Consider the following 16687-nt stretch of genomic DNA (forward strand, 5'->3'; position numbering starts at 1 on the left):
GGCGGGCGCGGGCGCGTCGGCGCTCGGCGCCCGTGGCGCTGTGCACCATCGGACAGCGTGCACCACCATGGCTACCTCTGGGTCGGCGACAAGGCCGTCTTCGACGACGACGGGCTGCGACGGATGCCGGTGGCGCCCTGGGCGGCGGACGACCCGGAGGAGACGGTGCAGCGGCAGGCCGCTTACCGGGCCTGGACGGAGACGTTCACCCGTTCCGAGGTGCCGCCGCTGGAGACGGCGCACTGGCTGCTGAAGTCCCCGGCCCTGATCCGTGGCACCTGGGACGACCCGGCCGAGGCGGTCGGCTGGCTGGACGGGGTGCTGCGCGAGTACCGCCCGCGCTTCGCCGCCGAGCACGACCGGGATCCGGAGCGGCTGGCCCGCCAAGTGGCGCGCGCCGCGCAGACGTTGGCGCACGGCGGCGACGTCTCGCTCGGCTACTACCTGACCCGGCCGACGTTCCTGTCGGTGGCCGTGGTCACCTGCTCACCCAACCGCGCGGACCCCGCCCTTCCGTGCCCTACTCCGCACCCTCCGGGTCCTCCACCCCCTCCACGAAGTGATCGAACTCCCCAGCCTTGACCCCCTTGACGAAGGCATCCCACTTGGCGGGCGTGGTCACGGCGACGACATCCGGCTCGTCCGTCTCCCGGATGTAGATCATCCCGTCCTCCCCTGTGGTGACCTCAAGCGCCACGGATTTCCTTTCCCCCTCAACAACTTCCTGCGGCGGCCATGGTTCTGGAAGAAGAGGGGTCACCGCAACGGGAGACTCCACGCTGGGGGCGGGCCACCGGCGGCTGTCCGCTCTGTACCCGGAAGGCGGCTGGCCGGTGCTTCACGCGGTGGCGACGTCGATGGCCACCGGCTGGGAGATCACCGCGACCCAGCCGGACGCTCACAAGGGGTTCGGCGTTCCGCTCATGCCCGTACGGCGAGCTGGCCGAGCCCAAGCTCCGCCCAGGCCGCCCGCACAGGCGAACCCCCGGACCGCACCCGCTGCGGTCCGGGGATCGCCGGACACACGAAGGCCCGGATGTCAGGCGGAGATGCCGTCGATCCGGGCCATGGCGTCGTCCGCGCCGTATGGCTGCAGGTATGGCAGCCAGCGCGGGTCCCTATGGCCCGTGCCGATGATCCGCCAGGCCAGGCCGGACGGCGGAGCTGGCTGATGGCGGAGCCGCCAGCCGAGTTCGGCGACATGGCGGTCGGCCTTGACGTGGTTGCAGCGGCGGCAGGCCGCGACCACGTTCTCCCAGGAGTGCTGACCACCGCGGCTGCGCGGAATGACGTGGTCGACGCTGGTTGCGGCGCACCCGCAGTAGGCGCATTTACCGCCGTCCCGCGCGAACAGCGCGCGACGGGTGAGTGGAACAGGCCCCCGAAAGGGGACGCGTACGAACTTGGTGAGCTTGACGACGCTGGGCGCCGGAAGGACGCGGGTCGCGCTGTGCATCAGGGCGCCGGACTCCTCTAGGCATACGGCCTTGTTGTTCAGTACGAGGATGAGCGCGCGGCGGAGCGGTACGACGCCGAGCGGCTCGTACGACGCGTTGAGGACAAGGACATGCGGCACGGATGCCTCCCTTATACGCCGGCGGCGCGTGGCTCGCGCCGGGACGATCTCTCCCAGTGTCGCCGCAAGCCTGGTCATGGCGCCACCATGACCGGGTAACGACCTCAGGGTGTTTTCCCGCACACTTCCTTACATCAGAGCATTACGGACAGCCCACCAGGCGACCAGCCCTGATCAGCCACGATCAACGCGTCAGGTTGACCGCGTTACCCCGTTAGGGTGGTTGTTCGGCCCGCCGCAGCGTGGCGGCCCGATCCGGCCCGAAGGCCGGACGCATCCCGCTAAGGAAGGTTTCATCTGTGCTCCGGCCCTGGTCCTTGATCGCGGCTGCCGACTCCACCCCCGGTGCCGCAAGCCTCGACCACGCCCAGAAGTCGGCCTCCAACGCCGCGACCTGGGTGGAGAACAACTGGGCGAACTGGCTCACCACCGGTCTGCAGATCGTGCTGATAGTGGTCATCGCCATGGTCCTGCGGGCCATGGTCCGCCGCATGATCACCCAGCTGATCGCCCGGATGAACAAGCACTCCGAGCACCGGCAGATCGGCGGGCTGGGCGGACTGCTGGTCAACACCGAGCGGCGGCGGCAGCGCAGCGAGGCGATCGGCTCCGTGCTGCGCAGCGTCGCGTCGTTCCTGATCATGGGCACCGCGGCACTGATGGTGCTCTCCCTGATGCGGATCGACCTCGCCCCGGTGCTGGCCAGCGTCAGTGTCGCGGGTGTGGCGGTCGGTTTCGGCGCGCGCAACCTGGTCACCGACTTCCTCTCCGGCGTGTTCATGATCCTTGAGGACCAGTACGGCGTCGGTGACGTGATCGACGCGGGTGTCGCCCAGGGCACGGTGATCGAGGTCGGCCTGCGGGTGACCAAGCTGCGCGGGGACAACGGTGAGATCTGGTACGTGCGCAACGGCGAGGTCAAGCGGATCGGCAACCTGAGCCAGGGCTGGGCGACGGCCGTGGTGGACGTCCAGGTCGGCTACTCCGAGGACCTGGACCGGGCGCGCACGGTGATCGGGCAGGCCGCGAAGGAGATGAGCGAGGAGGCGCCGTGGGACGAGACGCTCTGGGAGCCGGTGGATGTGCTCGGCCTTGAGTCCGTCTCCGCGGACTCGGTGGTGATCCAGGCGCAGGCGAAGACCATGCCGGGCAAGGCCGCCGCCGTCGCGCGCGAACTGCGCTGGCGCATCAAGAAGGCGTTCGACGCGGAGGGCATAGTGATCGTCGGCGGTGCGCCCACCGCGCTCACCGAGGACACCGCCGCCGACCCGTCGGCCGCCATGGCCGCCCCCTCGGCGCTGGCCAACCCGACCTCCCCGCAGTCGACGGCCGCCGCTCCGCTGCCGCCGGAGCCGCCGACGGCCCCGCATCTGGAGAAGTGACAGAGCAGTAGCGGCGCCCCGCACGATGCCGGGCGCCGCTCGCGTTTCCGGCAGCGCTTCGATTTCCCGGTGCACGCCCCTTGACGGGGCAATCGGCGGGCCCTAACTTTCCAGTCATCGATAGGAAAGTTTCCTAATAGTGCACTCGCCGGTGCCCGCACCGTCGCTTCACCTACGATCACCAGGGACCCGCGAGGGAGGGATCAGGACCGTGGCCGGGACACCGGGAACACCGCGCGTGCTGCGCGCCATGAACGACCGCGCCGCGCTCGACCTGCTGCTGGAGCACGGCCCGCTGTCCCGCACCCGGATCGGCGAGCTGACCGGCCTGTCCAAGCCCACCGCCTCCCAGCTGCTCGCCCGGCTGGAGGCCGCGGGCCTGGTAGTCGCCACCGGCACCACCGCCGGACGCCCCGGGCCGAGCGCCCAGCTGTACCGGGTGAACCCGGACGCCGGATACGTGGCCGCGCTCGACGTCACCCCGGACCGCATCCTCGCCGCCGTCGCCGACATCGGCGGCGAACCGCGCGGCCAGCACACCATCAGCACCAAGGGGCGGCGCGCCGGCCGGACTCTCAGCCAGGTGATCGAGGCGGTGGACGCGGCGGCCAAGGCCGCCGGAACCGACCGGTCCAGGCTGAACCGCGTGGTCATCGGCATCCCCGGCGCGTTCGACCCGGTCTCCGGCAAGCTGCGGTACGCGGGCCATGTGCCCGGCTGGCACTCCCCCACCCTGCTCGACGAACTGCGCGAGACGCTCGGGGTGCCGCTCGCGGTGGAGAACGACGTCAACCTCGCCGCCGTCGCCGAGCAGCGGATCGGCGCGGCCGTCGGCTGCGAGGACTTCGTGTTGTTCTGGGCGGAGGAGGGGCTCGGCGCGGCCATAGTGCTCGGCGGTCGGCTGCACCGCGGCGCGACCGGCGGCGCGGGCGAGGTCGGTTACATGCCGCTGCCCGGGGCGCCCGTACTGCACAACGTCAGCCGCGCCAACACCGGCGGCTTCCAGGAACTGGCGGGCGGCGAGGCCGTCCTCAAACTGGCCCGGCTCAACGGGCTGAAGGCCCGCACCCCGCAGGAGGCGGTCGCCAGGGCGGTCGCGGAGGCCACCGGCAACCCGGACGACCAGGACGCGCTGGCGGTACTGGAGGAGTTGGCGGTGCGCTTCGCCACCGGGCTGGCCTCGATCGTCGCCGTGCTGGACCCGCAGCTCGTCGTGCTCTCCGGTGGCGTGTTCACCGCGGGGGGTGAGGAGTTGCGGTCCCGTATCGAGGAACAGCTCCACCAACTGGCCATTCCGCGGCCGCGGTTGCTGCTCAGTGCGGTGGAGGGGAATCCGGTGCTCTCCGGAGCGGTGTCGCGGGCGCTTTCGGACGCCCGCGACGAGTTGTTCGACACCACGACGCCCAGCCGTACGTAACTAGGCCCTGCCCCGGGCTCCTGCAAGCACCCGGGGACAGGCCCCGAACCCCCACCGGGGGCCAGCCCCGGCCCCCTTCGTCCCCGCATGCCTTCTGGAGGGCAATATGTCCAGACTACATAGGATTTGTTCCGCCGCCGCGGTCATAGCCGCGACCGCCCTGCTGGCCGGAGCGTGCACCGGCCAGAGTGGTGGGCAGGCCGGGGACGATCCCAACAAGGACGTCACCATCAACTTCTGGCATGGGTGGAGCCAGCCGAACGAACTCAAGGCGATCAACGGTGACATCGCCGCGTTCGAGAAGGCGCACCCCAACATCCACGTACATGTCGTACCCAACGTCAACGACGACAAGATCAACCAGGCGCTGCGCACTGGCGGTTCGGACTCCCCCGACGTCATCTCCTCGTTCACCACCGACAACGTGGGGAAGTTCTGCTCCTCCGGAGCTCTGGTCGACCTCGGGCCCTTCCTGAAGAAGTCCGGAATCGACCCGCAGAAGACCTTCCCCAAACCGATGCTCGACTACACCGCCTATCAGGGCACCCGCTGCACACTGCCGCTGCTCGGTGACGCCTACGGGCTGTACTACAACAAGGACGCCTTCAAGGCCGCCGGAATCACCGCCCCGCCGAGGACCATGTCGGAGTTCAAGGCGGACGCCGTCAAGTTGACCAGGCCGCAGGGCGATTCGTACACCCAGCTCGGCTTCATGCCGGACTTCCACGGATACGAGTCCACGCCCGCGCACTACGTCGCCCAGTGGAGCCCCACGTACTTCGACGCCCAGGGCAGGTCGCAGACGGCCAAGGACCCGGCCTTCGCCAACATGTTCACCTTCCAGAAGGACCTGGTGAACTCCCTCGGCGGCTACGCGAAGTTGGAACGGTACCGCAGCACCTTCGGCGACGAGTTCGGCGCCAAGAACCCGTTCCACACCGGTCAGGTGGCCATGGCGGTGGACGGCGAATGGCGTCTGGGCATGGCCAAGGACGCGGGGGTGAAGTTCCCGATCGGCGTGGCGCCGCTGCCCGTACCCGACGACCAGGCGAACACCTACGGAAAGGGCTACATCACCGGAACCATCGTCGGCGTCGCCGCGCACAGCGCGAAACAGAACGCGGCCTGGGAACTGGTGAGGTTCCTGACCACCGACACCAGCGCGGTGGTCGACTTCGCCAACGCCATCCACAACGTGCCGTCCACGTTCGCCGCGCTCAGGTCGCCGAACCTGACCGTCGATCCGAACTTCCGGACGTTCCTGGACATCGCCCAGAACCCGCACAGCAACACCACCCCCGCCAGCCCCAACGGCGGCCAGTACCAGGTCACCCTCCAGGACTTCGCGTACTCCTACGAATCCGGAAGGGCCACCGACCTCCAGGCCGGGCTGCGCGGCGTCGACCAGCAGGTGGACCGCGACATCGCCCAGACGAAGTAGCGGCCATGAACACCATGACGCTACGGGCCAAACGCCGCCGGTCGGCGCTGGTGACTTTGGGATTCCTCGCCCCCTGGATCATCGGTTTCAGCGTGTTCTTCGCGTATCCGCTGATCTCCACCGTCTATTTCTCGTTCATGCACTACGACGGATTCCGGCCGCCGACCTGGAACGGCGGCCGGAACTGGAGTTACGTCTTCACTCAGTACCCGCTGTTCTGGCCCGCGCTGCGCAACACCCTGTGGCTGGTCCTGGTGATGGTCAGCACCCGGGTGGTCTTCGGGCTGGGCGTCGGACTGCTGATCACCAGGATCAGGACCGGTACCGGGTTCTTCCGCACCGCCTTCTACCTGCCGTATCTCGCCCCGCCGGTCGCCGCGACCATGGCCTTCGCCTTCCTGCTCAACCCGGGCACCGGTCCGGTCAACCATCTGCTGGGCAGCATCGGACTGCCGCAACCCGGCTGGTTCAGCGATCCTTCCTGGTCCAAGCCCGCGCTCACGCTGCTCGCGCTGTGGGGCATCGGCGACCTGATGGTCATCTTCATGGCCGCGCTGCTCGACGTGCCCAAGGACCAGTACGAGGCGGCCGAGTTGGACGGCGCGGGCCCCTGGCAGCGGTTCCGCTACGTCACCCTGCCGAACATCTCGCCGATCGTGATGTTCGCGGTGGTCACCGGGGTCATCCAGACCATGCAGTACTACACCCAGCCCATCGTCGCCGGGAAAGTGGCCAGCGGAATCATCGGAAACTCCGGGCAGCAATTCGAACCCGGCTATCCCCAGCAGTCCACGCTCACCCTGCCGCAACTCGTCTACAACCTGGGCTTCCAGCGATTCGACACCGGATCGGCGTGTGTGATCGCCCTGATTCTGTTCGCCCTCGCCATGGCCTTCACCGCACTGCTGATGCGGCGCCGCGGCGGCCTGATCCAGGCGGGAGACTGACCCGCGATGACCGATGTCCTCACCCCGCCCAGAACGGTTTCCCGGCCGGTTACCGATCCGGCCCGAGCGGTACGCCGCAAGGCGGTGCTGCGCTGGATCGCGGTACACGCCCTCGGCATCGCGGCCGCGTTGTTCTTCGTGCTGCCGTTCGTGTTCGTGGCGCTCACCTCGTTGATGAGCGACAACCAGGCACTGACCAGGGCGCTGTGGCCGCACCCGTTCGTCTGGCACAACTACGTCACCGTGTTCCGCACCCCGGGATTCCTGACCTGGTGGAAGAACAGCCTGATCTACGCGGGCGCCGGCACCGTACTCACGGTGTGCTCCAGCATTCCGGTGGCGTACGCGCTCGCCAAGTTCCGCTTCCGCGGCCGGAACCTGTCGCTGATGCTCGTGGTGGCGACCATGATGCTGCCGCCGCAGGTCATCGTCGTGCCGATGTACCTGTTCTGGGCCAACCAACTCCATCTGACCGGCACCCTGTGGCCGCTGATCATTCCGATGGCCTTCGGTGACGCGTTCACCATCTTCCTTCTGCGGCAGTTCCTGGTGACCATTCCCAACGAGTACGTGGACGCGGCACGCGTGGACGGCTGCGGTGAACTGCGCACGCTGCTGAGAGTGGTGCTGCCGATGGCCAAACCGGCCGTTGCCGCGGTCGCGTTGTTCCAGTTCTTCTACTGCTGGAACGACTACTTCGGCCCGCAGATCTACGCCAGCGAGAATCCGGCCGCCTGGACGCTCAGCTACGGCCTGGAGTCCTTCAAAGGCGCCCACCAAACCAGTTGGAACCTCACCATGGCGGCCACCATGCTGGTGATGGCCCCGGTGATCATCGTCTTCTTCTTCGCCCAGAAGGCGTTCGTCGAAGGCGTCACACTGACAGGAGTGAAGGGCTGACCACGGAAATGAAACTCGCGGTCGTGGGGGGCGGTTCCACCTACACCCCCGAACTCATCGATGGATTCGCCAGGTTGCGCGACACCCTGCCGGTAAGGGAACTGGTGCTGATCGACCCGGCGGCCGAGCGCCTGGAACTCGTCGGCGGCCTCGCCCGCCGGATCCTCGCCAGACAGGGCCATCCGGCCAGGGTCAGCACCACCGCGGACCTGAACGCCGGGGTCGAGGACGCCGACGCCGTACTGCTGCAACTGCGCGTCGGCGGCCAGGCGGCCCGCCAACAGGACGAGACCTGGCCGCTGGAGTGCGGCTGCGTCGGCCAGGAGACCACCGGCGCGGGCGGTCTCGCCAAGGCGCTGCGCACCGTGCCCGTGGTGCTGGACATCGCGGAACGGGTCCGCCGGGCCGCCCCCGACGCCTGGATCATCGACTTCACCAACCCGGTCGGCATCGTCACCCGCGCCCTGCTCCAGGCGGGCCACAAGGCGGTCGGACTGTGCAACGTGGCCATCGGGCTGCAACGGAAGTTCGCCGCGCTGCTGGACGTACCCCCCGAGCGGCTGCACCTGGACCACGTCGGCCTCAACCACCTCACCTGGGAGCTGGGCGTACGCCTCGGCGGCCCGGACGGCAAGGACGTGCTGCCCGAACTGCTCGCCGAGCACACCGCCGCCATCGCCGACGACCTGCGGCTGCCGCGCGCCGTCCTGGACCGGCTCGGCGTGGTCCCCTCGTACTACCTGCGCTACTACTACGCCCACGACGAGGTGGTACGGGAACTGGACAACAAGCCGTCCCGGGCCGCCGAAGTAGCCGCGATGGAAGGGCAGTTGCTGGCCCTTTACGCTGATCCGGCGCTGGACGAGAAGCCCGGACTGCTCGCCCGGCGCGGCGGCGCCTTCTACTCGGAGGCCGCGGTGGCCCTTGCCGCCGCGCTGCTCCGGACGGCGTCCGTTCAGGAGGGCGGGGACGTCCAGGTGGTCAACGCGTACAACAACGGCACGCTGCCGTTCCTGCCCGACGACGCGGTGATCGAGGTCCCGGCCGTGGTCGGCGCCACCGGTGTGCGCCCGCTGCCGGTGCCGGACCTCGATCCGCTTTACGCCGGGCTGATCTCGGGCGTCACCGCGTACGAGGACCTGGCGCTGGCCGCGGCCTTGCACGGCGGCCGGGACCGGGTGTTCAAGGCGCTGCTGGCACACCCCCTGATCGGCCAGTACGAGTACGCGGAGCGGCTGACCGACCGCCTGATCGCACACAACCGGGAGCACCTGGCGTGGGCCTGACCACCTCCGAGCCGTCCGTGCCGGGCGGCGTGCTCGCCATCGACGCGGGCAACAGCAAGACCGATGTGGTGATCGTCGCCGCCGACGGCTCGGTGCTCGGCACCGCACGCGGCGGCGGTTTCCACCCGCATCGGATCGGCGCGGCCAAGGCGGTCGCGGGGCTCGCCCCGCTCGTCGCCCTGGCCGCCCACGGGGCCGGACTGGCGCCGGACGGCGGCCCGTTGGTCGAGCAGGTCTCCGCGTGTCTGGCCAACGCCGACTTCCCGGTGGAGGAGCAGCGGCTCGAACTGGCGCTGCACGGCTACGGCTGGGGTCGGCGCACCCAGGTGGCCAACGACACCTTCGCGATACTGCGCGCCGGGGTGGCCGAGCCGCGCGGGGTCGCGGTGGTGTGCGGTGCGGGCATCAACTGTGTGGGGATGCTGCCGGACGGGCGGACCGCCCGCTTCCCGGCGGTCGGCCGGATCTCCGGTGACTGGGGCGGCGGCGCGGAGCTGGCGGAGGAGGCGCTGTGGTGGGCGGCGCGGGCCGAGGACGGGCGCGGCGAGCCGACCGCGCTGGCCGCCGTGCTGCCCGCGCACTTCGGCCTCGGGTCGATGTACGCGCTGATCGAGGCGCTGCACCTACAGGAGATCGCCGCGACCCGCAAGCACGAGATGGTGCCGCCGCTGTTCCGGGTCGCGGCCGAGGGCGATCCGGTGGCGGTGCGGATCGTGCGGCGGCAGGCCGACGAGGTGGTCGCCCTGGCGTCGGTGGCGCTTGACCGGTTGGGGCTGCTGGCCGAGGAGGCGGCGGTGGTGCTGGGCGGCGGAGTGCTGGCGGCGCGCCATCCGCTGCTGATGGACAGCATCGCCGACCGCCTCGCCGCCGCCGCGCCGAAGGCCGTACCGCGCGTGGTCACCGCACCCCCGGTACTGGGCGCGGCGCTGCTGGGCCTGGACCGGTTGGCGGCGAGCGACGGGGTCCGCGCCCGGCTGCGGCGGCACTACGAAGCGGATGCCCCACAACGGGCGGAGACGTAACAGGCCGGAAATTGATGCAAGTTGCCCTTAAATCTGACAGAAACCCGCTAAATGCTGCCCTTTTGCTGGCCGTACCGCCCCGGGAACCAGCGGGCGGCGACCCGGCGTGATAGCACGGAGGAGACGCGTAGGTGTTGCGGTCAGGGCAAGATCGTAAGAATCACTAGGTGGATGTCAGTCCTGGTGTCCATACTGGCTGGCTGAGGAGAGTTGTTCCCTCGGGGCGGAGAGGGGGCGATGCGCGGTCAGCGCCCATGGGGGAGGGTCAGGTTGACACACACGCAGACCAGCGGTGGTGCCATGTCCGCGTGGCTGCCCGGGCCACGGCGGGCCGCCTGGGCCGAGGGCGTCGACCGGCTCCGGGACGCGGCCACCACCGAACCGGGACGACTGCGGATCATCGGCGCGGTACTGGCGCTGCTGATCGTGGCGTTCGGCGCGGTGACCGCCTGGCAGATCACCGAGCGGTCCTCGGCCGCCCGGGACGTGGCCACGCGCAGCGAGCCGCTGAGCGCCGACGCCGCCGAGATCTACCGGTCACTGGCCGACGCCAACACCACGGCGGCGGGCGGCTTCCTGGTCAGCGGCCAGGAGCCCGCGGCGGTGCGGCAGCGCTACGAGAACGACGTGCACACCGCGGCCCAGCTGATCGCCAACGCCGCGGCCAACAGCCAGGGTTCGGCCGACGCCCAGACCCAGGTCACCCTGCTCAACGAACAACTCCCGGTGTACACGGGACTGGTGGAGACCGCGCGCGCCAACAACCGGCAGGGCCTGCCGCTGGGCGGCGCCTACCTGCGGTACGCCAACGACCAGATGGCCGGCAGCCTGCTGCCCGCCGCCCAGAAGCTGTACCAGACCGAGACCGGCCGGCTCAACGGCGACTACGCGGCGGCCAAGTCGCTGCCCTGGGCCGCCTGGATACTCGGCCTGCTCGCCCTGGGCTGCCTGGTGTGGGCGCAGCGGCGCACGTACCTGCGCACCAACCGGGTGCTCAACCCGGGCCTGCTGGCGGGCACGGTGGCGGCTGGACTGGCGCTGGTGTGGCTGGTGGCAGGCCACACGGTGGCCCGCACCGACCTCGGCGACTCCTGGGACCACGGCGGCAGATCGCTCCAGGTCCTCAACCAGGCCCGGATCGGCGCCCTACAGGCCCGCGGCAACGAGAACCTGACGCTGGTGGCGCGTGGCGCGGGCGCCGCGTACGAGGGCGCGTACAAGAAGGGCATGGCCGCACTGGACGGGCCGGGCGGCCTGCTGACCCGGGCGCTCTCGCTCGCCGACGACCCCCGCGGCCGTGCCCCCGTCCAGCAGGCGGCCGACGGGGTGGCCCAGTGGCGGTCCCGGCACGCGGTGGCCAACGGCGACGACACCAACGGCGACTACGACTCCGCGCTGGCGTACGTCATCGGCGGCAAGGACTCCTCCGGCAAGGAGATCACCCAGACCACCGGGCAGTCGTTCGACACGGTGGACCACAGCCTGCAGCAGGCGGTCGACCATGAGACGGGAGAGTTCCAGCAGGCGGCGGGCGACGCCCGGGACTCGCTGACCGGGCTGCCGGAGGGCGTCGCGGTGCTCGCGGTGCTGGGCGCGGCGGGCGCGGTGCTCGGCATCGGCCGACGGCTCTCGGAGTACAGGTGAGCAGGCCAGTGCGGCGAAGTGGCGAGGGGAGCGAGCCGATGAACGGATCGAGCGGTACCCGGAGGTCCTGGCGGCGCCTTCCGCCCCGGCGTCCGCGGCTGCGCGGCTGGGGAGGCGTGGCCGCCATGGCGGGCGCGTGCGCCGTGGCGCTCACCGCGACGCTGCTCCCGCTGCTGCCGTGCGATGCGGCGACCCAGGGCGCCGAGCCGTCCCGCGGCCCCGGTGTGGCCCAGGCCAGACAGGTCTCGGTGGACGACTCGTGCACCCACCCGGAGGCGAGCCTGCGCCCGTCGTCGGCCTCGGGCGACGCGGTGAAGCGGATACAGCAGCACGGCTACCTGACCGTCGGCGTGGACCAGAACAGCTATCTGTGGGGGTACCGGGACCCGGAGACCGGCCAGCTCGTCGGCTTCGACATCGACCTGGTCAAGGCCATCGCCAAGGAGATCCTCGGCAGCGACGCGAGGATCGTCTACAAGACGATCCCGACCGACCAGCGCATCACCGCCGTCCAGGACCACTCGGTGGACATGGTGGTGCGCACCATGTCCATCACCTGCGACCGGATCAGGCAAGTGGCCTTCTCCACCGCGTACTTCGAGGTGGGTCAGCAGTTGCTGGTGCCCAAGACCGGCACCGCGGTCACGGGCTTCGACGACAGCCTGAACGGCAGGACGGTCTGCGCCGCCTCGGGTTCCACCGCCGAGGCGCTGCTGGAGGCCCAGCCGCACGGCTCGCACCTGCTGCGGGTGCCCAACCAGCTGGACTGCCTGGTGCGACTGCAACTGGGCCAGGCCGACGCGGTGTTGACGGACAACGCGCTCGCCGCGGGCCAGGCCGCCCAGGACCCCGCCGTACACCTGATCGGCCAGCCGCTCACCCAGGAGACCTACGGCGTGGCGATGAACCTTGCGGACACGGACCTGGTACGCCGGGTGAACAAGGTGCTGGACGACTACCGCTCGGGCGGCGCCAACAGCCCCTGGATGCAGGCGTACGACAAGTGGCTGGCGCACAACCTGCCGGGCGTGACCGGCCCTCCGGCACCGCTCTACAAGGACTGAGGCGATCATGACAGCGGTACGGATGACGAGGACAAGAGGGGAGTTCGATGGCCGCAGCGGGTCCTAGTGGTCCGGTGATGAGCCGGGAGGAGGTGGACCGCGCGCTCGCGCGGCTCAGCTCGGAGTACGAGGCCATCGAGTCCTCGCTGCTCGCGCTCCAGGACCATGCGGGCCGCAGGCTGCTTGAGGGGGCCGAGCTGACCGGGGAGACGAAGGAACGGTGGGCCACGGCCGAACCCGCCATCCCGCTGCTGTGGGCGCACTTCGACGCGTACGGCACCGCGCTCGACACCGCCCGTGAGCTGCGCGGCAGACGCCGCTGGCCGTCCCCCGGCGATCTGGCCGAACTGACCGATCTGCTGCGCGGCTCCGGGGTCACGGTGTCCGGCGGCGCGCTGCCGGATCTGGCCCGCCCGCTGACCGGCCCGGCCCGGCTGAGCGAGCAGATCAGCCTGGAACAGCTCGTGGAGCGGATGAACGGCTGGTACCAGCAGGTCATCGAGGTGGTCTCGGCGTCCGACGCGGTCTGGTCGGCGCTGCCCGCCCGTATCGACCTGCTCTCCGCCGAGGCCCAGCGGGTACGGTCGCTGGCCCGCTCGGTCGGTGTGACGCCCGGCGAGCACCCGGCCGGGGACGACCTGGAGCGGCTGCTCACCGATCTGGCCGCGCTGCGCGCCGAGGTGGTGGCCGATCCGCTCGCCTTCTGGCTGCCGCCCAGGGGCCGTCCGGCCAACGGCCGCCCGGACACGAGCCGTTATGAACGTGCCGAGCGCGAGCTGGAGGACATCCGCCGCGAGGTCGAGGCGGTGCTGCACGTTCGGGACGACGCGGAGGACCGGCTGCTGCGGCTGCGGGACGTGCTCTCGCGCGCCGACCGTACCCTCGCCGAGGCGCGCGCCGCGCGTGGCGAGGTGCTGGCGAAGATCGCCGCGTCCGAGGTCCCGGCGGTCAACGGGCCGGCCGCCGTTCTGCGCGAGCAGTTGGCCGCCGCCGCCGAGCACCACCGGGCGGCCCGCTGGCATCTGCTGTCACCCCTGCTGGACGACCTGGAACAGCGGGCGGACGAAGAACTCGACCGGGCTCGCGCCTCGTTGACCGCGGTGACCGCGCCACTGGCGGTCCGGGCCGAGCTGCGCGGCCGGTTGGACGCGTACAAGGCGAAGGCGGCGCGGCATCGAGTGGCGGAGGATCCGCTGCTCGTGGAGCGGTACGACCAGGCACGGCGGCTGCTGTGGAGCGCGCCGTGCGATCTGCGGGCGGCGGAGCACGCGGTGCGGCGCTACCAACAGGCGGTCACGGAAGTGCTGGTGCCCGGAGGACAAGGCGGTCCGTCGGACCGTGGAGGAGAGACCCGATGAAGTGTGGACGGCCGGGCTGCGCCGGGACGTTGGAGGACGTCGGCGGCGGCGAGCTGTACTGCGACACCTGCGGACTGGCCCCGGCGGCCACCGCGGGCAACGGCGGAACCGGAGGCTCCGCGCCTTCCGTGCCGTCCGCCCGGAGCAGTAGCGGAAGCGGTTCCTCAGCGTCCTCCTCGCGCACCTCGGGTTCCACCTCGTCGCGTTCCTCCCGGCGTTCGGTGTCCGGGCGGTTGTCCGGCGCCACCTCGGGGCGTTCGGTGTCGGTGCGCAGTTCGCGGTCCGGAAGCAGCGGTTCGGCGCGCGGCAAGCTGGGCGCGGGGCTGGTGTCGGTACCGACGATCCCGCGGCCCGACCCGCGTACCGCGGTGCTGACCAACCCGGAGGTTCCGGAGCGCAAGCGGTACTGCAGCAAGTGCGAGGCGCAGGTGGGCCGTTCGCGCGGCGACCGGCCGGGCCGCACCGAGGGGTTCTGCACCAAGTGCGGCAACCCGTACTCGTTCACCCCCAAGCTGCGCGCCGGTGATGTGGTGCACGGGCAGTACGAGGTGGTCGGCTGCCTCGCGCACGGCGGACTGGGCTGGATCTATCTGGCGGTCGACCGGGCGGTGAGCGACCGCTGGGTGGTGCTCAAGGGCCTGTTGGACACCGGGGACGAGGACGCGCTGGCGGCGGCGGTCTCCGAACGGCGGTTCCTGGCCGAGATCGAGCACCCCAACATCGTGCGCATCTACAACTTCGTGGAACACCTCGACCAGCGCACCGGCACCCTCGACGGCTACATCGTCATGGAGTACGTCGGCGGCAAGTCGCTGAAGGAGATCGCCAACGACCGCCGGACCGCGGACGGCCGGCGTGAGCCGCTGCCGGTGGAGCAGGCGATCGCCTACGGCATCGAGGCACTTGAGGCGCTCGGCCATCTGCACAGCCGCAACCTGCTGTACTGCGACTTCAAGGTGGACAACGCCATCCAGCAGGAGGACCGGCTCAAGCTGATCGACATGGGCGCGGTCCGCCGGATGGACGACGCGGACAGCCCGATCTACGGCACCATCGGCTACCAGGCGCCGGAGGTCGCCGAGGTCGGCCCGTCCGTCGCCTCCGACCTCTACACCGTCGCCCGTACCCTCGCCGTGCTCACCTTCGACTTCCAGGGCTACACCAACGTCTTCGCGGACAGCCTGCCCGATCCCGAGCACATCGAGGTCTTCTCCAAGTACGAGTCCTTCTACCGGTTGCTGGTACGCGCCACCGACCCCGATCCCGGGCGGCGGTTCGCCTCGGCGGACGAGATGGGCGAGCAGCTCACCGGTGTGCTGCGGGAGGTCGTGGCGCTGCGCACGGGTCGGCCGCGCCCGGCGCTGTCCACCCTGTTCGGGACCGAACTACGGGTGGTGGACACCGTGTTGGTGGCTCCGCGCGAGGGCGAGGTGTCGACGCTGGGCGCGCGGACGCTGCCCACCGCAGGACCCGGCCTGCTGCGGCTGCCCCGCCAGGTCCGCCGGGGTACGGCACCGGCGGGCGGCGGGCAGCCGCTGGCCGTGCCGGGGCAGCGGGCGGCGGCTTACCCGGCCGCTGCCTCCCTACCCGCCGGAACCGGCACCGCCGCACAGCCGGCCGGCCAACTGACGGGGCCGGCCACGCCGGAGGCCTTCGGGCCCGACGGCCCGCACATGATCAACGCGGGCGGCGGAAGCGTCACCTCCACCCGCGCCGTCACCGCGCCGCTGGACGGGCACGCCGCGGCCCTCGCGCTGCCGGTGCCGCTGGTGGATCCGGGCGACCCCAACGCCGGTTTCCTGGCCGGGCTGCTGGCGGCGGCGCCCGCCGAGCTGATCGCGGCACTGGCCGCGGCGCCCACCGACTCGGTGGAGAAGCGGCTGCGCGAACTGCGCGCCCGGCTGGAGATGGGCGACCGGGAGAACGCCGCCCGCGCCCTCACCGCGTTGGAGGAGCAGCACCCCGATGACTGGCGGGTGGTCTGGTACCGCGGGCTGTGGGCGCTCACCGAGAGCGACCACGAGACCGCGGCGCTCGCCTTCGACGCGATCTACGACGCGTTCCCCGGCGAGTGCGCGCCCAAGCTGGCGCTCGGCATCTGCGCCGAGGTGCTGGGCCAGTTGGACAACGCCGCCGAGTACTACGGGCTGGTGTGGTCCACCGACCAGGCTTACGTCAGCGCCGCGTTCGGCCTTGCCCGGGTGCGCTTGGCGTCCGGCGACCGGACCGCCGCGGTGCGCGCCCTGGAGTCGATCCCGGAGTCCTCGATCCACTACACCGCGGCCCAGGTGGCCGCCGTGCGCGCCCGGCTGCGCGCCCGTCCCGCCCAGGACCCGCTGTTCGACGACCTGACCGCGGCCTCCGGGCAGGTGGAGAAACTGGGCGCGTTGGGGCTGGACGCGGTCCGCCGCGAGGAGCTGGCAACCGAGGTGCTGGGCAGCGCCCTCGACTGGGTGTTGGCGGGCCGACACGGCACCCCGAGCGGTACGGTGCAGGTCGCCCTGCTGGGCAACGCCGTTGAGGAACGGGAGCTGCGCTTCGGACTTGAGCGCTCGTACCGCGTCCTGGCCCGGCTCGCCCAGCGCGGCGAGGAAAGGATCGAACTGGTGGAGCGGGCCAACCGCTTCCGCCCCCGGACGTGGGTGTAGCC

Annotated in this window: 14 protein-coding genes; 12 read left to right on the forward strand and 2 right to left on the reverse strand. The window is 70.8% G+C overall.

From position 1 onward, the window contains the following. Window positions 1-57 precede the first annotated feature (57 nt). On the forward strand, window positions 58-582 hold the full coding sequence (locus P3G67_RS18800) for a hypothetical protein (RefSeq protein WP_276094474.1): 525 nt from the start codon (window positions 58-60) through the stop codon (window positions 580-582). On the opposite strand, the gene P3G67_RS18805 is transcribed toward P3G67_RS18800, so the two are convergent. Continuing rightward, window positions 521-697 carry a DUF397 domain-containing protein gene (locus tag P3G67_RS18805; protein ID WP_269853979.1) on the reverse strand — a complete coding sequence of 59 codons (177 nt, stop codon included), beginning with the start codon at window positions 695-697 and terminating at the stop codon, window positions 521-523. The genes P3G67_RS18800 and P3G67_RS18805 overlap by 62 nt on opposite strands. A gap of 342 nt (window positions 698-1039) precedes the next feature. Next, the gene (locus P3G67_RS18810; protein ID WP_269853978.1) at window positions 1040-1576 is read right to left on the reverse strand and encodes an HNH endonuclease; all 537 of its coding nucleotides are present in this window, start codon (window positions 1574-1576) and stop codon (window positions 1040-1042) included. 317 nt (window positions 1577-1893) lie between these two features. Between P3G67_RS18810 and P3G67_RS18815 the strand changes: the two genes are divergently transcribed. The 11 genes from P3G67_RS18815 (at window position 1894) to P3G67_RS18865 (ending at window position 16685) form a co-directional block, all read left to right on the forward strand. Beyond that, the gene (locus tag P3G67_RS18815; RefSeq protein ID WP_276094532.1) at window positions 1894-2958 is read left to right on the forward strand and encodes a mechanosensitive ion channel family protein; all 1065 of its coding nucleotides are present in this window, start codon (window positions 1894-1896) and stop codon (window positions 2956-2958) included. A 250-nt stretch (window positions 2959-3208) separates the two neighbouring features. Beyond that, window positions 3209-4375, forward strand: coding sequence for an ROK family transcriptional regulator (locus P3G67_RS18820; RefSeq protein ID WP_276094533.1), 1167 nt, complete (start codon window positions 3209-3211; stop codon window positions 4373-4375). Between the two features lie 106 nt (window positions 4376-4481). Then, entirely contained in the window at window positions 4482-5816 is a 1335-nt protein-coding gene (locus P3G67_RS18825) for an ABC transporter substrate-binding protein (protein ID WP_276094475.1), read from the forward strand. Window positions 5817-5821: 5 nt separating this feature from the next. Beyond that, on the forward strand, window positions 5822-6763 hold the full coding sequence (locus tag P3G67_RS18830) for a carbohydrate ABC transporter permease (protein WP_276094476.1): 942 nt from the start codon (window positions 5822-5824) through the stop codon (window positions 6761-6763). A gap of 6 nt (window positions 6764-6769) precedes the next feature. Beyond that, the gene (locus tag P3G67_RS18835; RefSeq protein ID WP_276094477.1) at window positions 6770-7663 is read left to right on the forward strand and encodes a carbohydrate ABC transporter permease; all 894 of its coding nucleotides are present in this window, start codon (window positions 6770-6772) and stop codon (window positions 7661-7663) included. 8 nt (window positions 7664-7671) lie between these two features. Continuing rightward, complete coding sequence (locus P3G67_RS18840) at window positions 7672-8949, forward strand: 6-phospho-beta-glucosidase (RefSeq protein ID WP_276094478.1); 1278 nt, start codon at window positions 7672-7674, stop codon at window positions 8947-8949. Further along, the gene (locus P3G67_RS18845) at window positions 8940-9971 is read left to right on the forward strand and encodes an N-acetylglucosamine kinase (RefSeq protein WP_276094479.1); all 1032 of its coding nucleotides are present in this window, start codon (window positions 8940-8942) and stop codon (window positions 9969-9971) included. Before P3G67_RS18840 ends, P3G67_RS18845 begins: the two co-directional genes overlap by 10 nt. 300 nt (window positions 9972-10271) lie before the next feature. Next, window positions 10272-11615 (forward strand): hypothetical protein, encoded by a 1344-nt coding sequence (locus P3G67_RS18850; RefSeq protein ID WP_276094534.1) that lies wholly within the window; start codon window positions 10272-10274, stop codon window positions 11613-11615. A gap of 38 nt (window positions 11616-11653) precedes the next feature. Then, complete coding sequence (locus tag P3G67_RS18855; protein WP_276094480.1) at window positions 11654-12679, forward strand: glutamate ABC transporter substrate-binding protein; 1026 nt, start codon at window positions 11654-11656, stop codon at window positions 12677-12679. Between the two features lie 47 nt (window positions 12680-12726). Beyond that, complete coding sequence (locus tag P3G67_RS18860; RefSeq protein ID WP_276094481.1) at window positions 12727-14037, forward strand: hypothetical protein; 1311 nt, start codon at window positions 12727-12729, stop codon at window positions 14035-14037. Continuing rightward, entirely contained in the window at window positions 14034-16685 is a 2652-nt protein-coding gene (locus tag P3G67_RS18865) for a serine/threonine-protein kinase (RefSeq protein WP_276094482.1), read from the forward strand. The genes P3G67_RS18860 and P3G67_RS18865 overlap by 4 nt, the downstream gene beginning before the upstream one ends. The last annotated feature ends 2 nt before the right edge of the window (window positions 16686-16687 follow it).

It is taken from the genome of Streptomyces silvisoli (assembly GCF_029269905.1).
Taxonomy (GTDB): Bacteria; Actinomycetota; Actinomycetes; order Streptomycetales; family Streptomycetaceae; genus Streptantibioticus_A; species Streptantibioticus_A silvisoli_A.

Bases quoted from the DNA above. Each gene is read 5' to 3' on its own strand.
- P3G67_RS18820 (WP_276094533.1), top strand. From the start codon at position 3,209: ATGAACGACCGCGCCGCGCTCGACCTGCTGCTGGAGCACGGCCCGCTG.
- P3G67_RS18825 (WP_276094475.1), top strand. From the start codon at position 4,482: ATGTCCAGACTACATAGGATTTGTTCCGCCGCCGCGGTCATAGCCGCG.
- P3G67_RS18830 (WP_276094476.1), top strand. From the start codon at position 5,822: ATGAACACCATGACGCTACGGGCCAAACGCCGCCGGTCGGCGCTGGTG.
- P3G67_RS18835 (WP_276094477.1), top strand. From the start codon at position 6,770: ATGACCGATGTCCTCACCCCGCCCAGAACGGTTTCCCGGCCGGTTACC.
- P3G67_RS18840 (WP_276094478.1), top strand. From the start codon at position 7,672: ATGAAACTCGCGGTCGTGGGGGGCGGTTCCACCTACACCCCCGAACTC.
- P3G67_RS18850 (WP_276094534.1), top strand. From the start codon at position 10,272: ATGTCCGCGTGGCTGCCCGGGCCACGGCGGGCCGCCTGGGCCGAGGGC.
- P3G67_RS18855 (WP_276094480.1), top strand. From the start codon at position 11,654: ATGAACGGATCGAGCGGTACCCGGAGGTCCTGGCGGCGCCTTCCGCCC.
- P3G67_RS18860 (WP_276094481.1), top strand. From the start codon at position 12,727: ATGGCCGCAGCGGGTCCTAGTGGTCCGGTGATGAGCCGGGAGGAGGTG.
- P3G67_RS18865 (WP_276094482.1), top strand. From the start codon at position 14,034: ATGAAGTGTGGACGGCCGGGCTGCGCCGGGACGTTGGAGGACGTCGGC.